General features: G+C 59.0%; 4 protein-coding genes. 3 read left to right on the top strand and 1 reads right to left on the bottom strand.

Going from position 1 to position 3,473, the window contains the following annotated elements; translation table 11 throughout:
* Positions 1–98: 98 nt before the first annotated feature.
* Positions 99–962, bottom strand: a complete 864-nt coding sequence (yghU, locus tag AC4FAH_RS11910; protein WP_153635652.1) for a glutathione-dependent disulfide-bond oxidoreductase — start codon at positions 960–962, stop codon at positions 99–101.
* Positions 963–1,346: 384 nt separating this feature from the next.
* Here yghU and AC4FAH_RS11905 point away from each other — a divergent pair, with 384 nt between their 5' ends.
* The 3 genes from AC4FAH_RS11905 to AC4FAH_RS11895 form a co-directional block, all read left to right on the top strand.
* Positions 1,347–1,916, top strand: coding sequence for a manganese efflux pump MntP (locus AC4FAH_RS11905; protein WP_054556018.1), 570 nt, complete (start codon positions 1,347–1,349; stop codon positions 1,914–1,916).
* A 237-nt stretch (positions 1,917–2,153) separates the two neighbouring features.
* Positions 2,154–2,693: a redoxin domain-containing protein gene (locus AC4FAH_RS11900; RefSeq protein ID WP_225347987.1), complete on the top strand. Its 540-nt coding sequence runs from the start codon at positions 2,154–2,156 to the stop codon at positions 2,691–2,693.
* Between the two features lie 292 nt (positions 2,694–2,985).
* Positions 2,986–3,473 (top strand): DUF3455 domain-containing protein (locus AC4FAH_RS11895; RefSeq protein WP_490246083.1); only part of this gene is annotated, 488 nt, incomplete at its 3' end.

The following is a 3,473-nucleotide window of genomic DNA, read 5'->3' as shown; positions in this document are numbered from 1 at the left end:
TCATTGCTCGGCAGTCATTACTCGACGGGCATTGCTTGAAGGTCATTACTCGACGGTCACTGCCAGACGATCTCTGTCTAACGATCACGTCGCGATAATCAGTCGCTACGCTTGTCTTCGGTGTTGGTTTCGAAGTCACTCGCCGAGTGGCGCTCGATCAACTGCTCCTGCGGCTCTCCCCAGAAACGATTGACCATGCGACCCCGCTTGACCGCCGGGCGTTCGGCAATCGACTTGGCCCAGCGCTGCACGTGCGTGTAGTCCTGCACGGAGAGGAACTCGGCAGCGTCATAGAGCTTGCCTTCGACAAGTGCGCCATACCAGGCGTAGATGGCGATATCCGCGATGCTGTATTCGTCACCGGCGATGTAGGCATTGTCGGCCAGCTGACGATCCAGCACGTCCAGTTGACGCTTGGTCTCCATCGCGAAGCGGTTGATCGGGTACTCGAGCTTTTCCGGGGCGTAAGCATAGAAGTGGCCAAAACCACCGCCCAGGTACGGCGCAGAGCCCATCTGCCAGAACAGCCAGTTCATGACTTCGACACGCTTGGCGGGGTCCTTGGGGATCAAGGCGCCGAACTTCTCGGCCAGATGCAGCAGGATGGAGCCGGATTCGAACACGCGAATCGGCGTCTCGCCGCTTCTGTCCATCAGCGCGGGGATCTTGGAATTGGGATTGATCGCAACGAAATCACTGCCGAACTGATCGCCTTCGCCGATACGGATCGGCCAGGCATCGTATTCGGCACCGCTATGCCCGAGCGCCAGCAGCTCCTCGAACATGATGGTGGCCTTCACGCCGTTGGGTGTCGCCATGGAGTAAAGCTGGAAGGGATGCTCACCGACCGGCAGCTCCTTGTCATGCGTCGGGCCCGCGATCGGCCGATTGGTACTGGCGAACTTGCCGCCACTCTCGCTTTCCCATGTCCAGACCTTGGGTGGCTGATAACTGTCGCTCATACCCTTGACTCCTTGGCATCCTGTTGAAGCTTCAAGACTGAAGTTTCAAGACTTCGGTGACGTCAGACACGTCGGCTTGGTGCCGCTCTGACTCGGTAGACAAGTTATGAAGGTCAAGCGCTCGTGACACAAGGGGATGAAATGACAAGATTTTGTTGCTAGTATGCCACCAGTTTTTGGGGAGTAGCCCGCTCTCGTCACCCAACGAGAGTCTCGGATGTCAACATAGTCGGCAGGCATTGCCGTGGCACCGAGGACCCGCCTATCCGATCATGCCCGTGATCAGTCAGGACGAGGTTCGGCGAGACCAATGACAGTCAGACGCTTCCGGCCGGTGGTGTCTTTCTGTTATTGACTCGCAACCGGCCTGGAACATCCTGACTCATGCCTCTGCTACCGACATTTCTGCTCGCCTTCTCCATGTCCTGCGACGCCTTTGCTGCCGCCTTGTGCAAGGGAGCCGCCATACGTCGTCCCTCTCTGAAAGACGCCCTGCGTATCGGCCTCATCTTCGGGGTCATCGAAGCCATCACGCCAGTGATCGGCTGGCTGATCGGCCGCTCACTGGCCGTCTATGTCGAACAGTGGGACCACTGGATCGCCTTCGCCCTGCTGCTGCTGCTCGGTTTGCACATGATTCATGAGGGGCTTTCCAAGGACGAGGAAGACGAGGACTGCACCACGCCGCAGTCGTTGCCCCGCCTGATGTTGACCGGCCTTTCCACCAGTATCGATGCCATGGCCGTGGGTGCCGGGCTTGCCTTTGCGGGCGTGAACATCGTCACCACTGCGCTGGCGATCGGCACCGCCACCTTCGTGATGGCCACCACCGGCGTGATGCTGGGCGGTGTGCTGGGCAAGATGGTCGGCAAGCGCGCGGAAATCATCGGTGGCCTGGTGCTGATCGGCATCGGCACGACCATCCTGCTGGATCACACCGGCTACCTGGGTTGATCCTCTGCTGAAAAGCGCCCCGAACGGCCCCGTGGCGGCCCCTGGCGATGAACGCACCCTCGTGTTGCGCCAAGGGGCCCTTGAAAACCCTGACAATGGCGTCATTCAAGGGGGACGCATGGCGTATCCTGTCGCTGGTCATTCAAGGCGCTTGATATCCAGACACGTGATATCCGCCGCCTGATCAGCTGTGACATGAAAGTCAACGCCGTGATCTTCCAAAGGGAGCCAGATTGCATGTATACACGCAAGCTTCATCCAGGCAGTGAATTCCCGGCCATCCAGGTCAAACGCAGCGACGGTGAGGCACTGACCCTCGGCAAGCCCCAGGGCGAACATGACTGGCAGCTGGTCGTGGTCTATCGCGGCAAGCATTGCCCGATCTGCACCAAGTTTCTCAACAAGCTGGAGAGCTATCGCGAGCGCTTCAGCGCCCAGGGCGTCGATCTGGTCGCCGTGTCTGCCGATGATGAGCAGCAGCTCACGCAGCATCGCGAGTCGCTGGAGGTCAACTTCCCGCTCGCGTATGGGCTGACCCTCGAACAGATGCAATCGCTGGGACTGTTCATCTCGACGCCGCGCAGCGAAAAGGAAACCGATCACGACTTCCCGGAGCCTGCCTTCTTCATCGTCAATGGCGAAGGCAAGATCCAGATTCAGGAGATCGCCAACGCGCCCTTCGTGCGCCCTGATCTGGATACCCTCATAGGTGGCATCGAGTTCATCCGCAAGCCGGATAACGACTACCCGATTCGCGGCACCCGCGATTACGACTGAATCCTTCAGGGTTCACGCCGTCACACAGACGCCCCGCAGCCTCGTGCTGCGGGGCGTCTGCGTGTCTGGGCCTGTTGCTTGCCACCTGGCTTTCACCTTGCCCGCTTTGCGCTTCTGGCCTCTTTTCATGACGCCGCTGATAGGCGCTGAAAACAGGCCACGAAAAAACCACGAAAAAAATCTGATCCCGTGACATCCAGACGAGAAAGGCCAGCGTTATGAACAGTGCAAGGGAGACAACGACACACCTGCAACCGCTAGCTGAACCTTATCTGTCTACGGAGTCGTCAAGATGAAAACAATCGCCTGTATCTCTGGTATTTTCGCTGCCCTCGCATTGAGCCCGCTGGCTCAAGCCATGGAGGTTCCCGAGAGCGTCACGGTGCCAAAAGGCAATGAAGTCGCCATGGAAACCGTCGGTGTCGGCAAGATCAAATGGGCCTGCGAAGCCAAGGACGATGGCACCATGGGCTGGGTCTTCAAGGGTCCGGATGCCGCCCTGAATGATGCCGATGGCAAGCAGGTCGGCAAATACTATGGTCCGCCCGCCACCTGGGAATCCATGGATGGCTCCAAGATCACCGGCACACAGCTGGCGGTAGAGCCCAACGGCAAGGGCAATATTCCGCTGCAGCTGGTCGAGGCCAATCCGGCCGAAGGTGAAGGCCATATGCAGGGCGTCACCTATGTACAGCGTCTCAATACCCAGGGCGGCGCCGCACCAGACATGGCCTGCGATGAAGCTCACAAGGACAAGGTCGAAATCGTGATGTACCAGGC

This window comes from Cobetia sp. (assembly GCF_983723665.1).
Note: the sequence above shows the minus strand (reverse complement) of the source record. Positions and strands in the feature narration are given on the sequence as shown.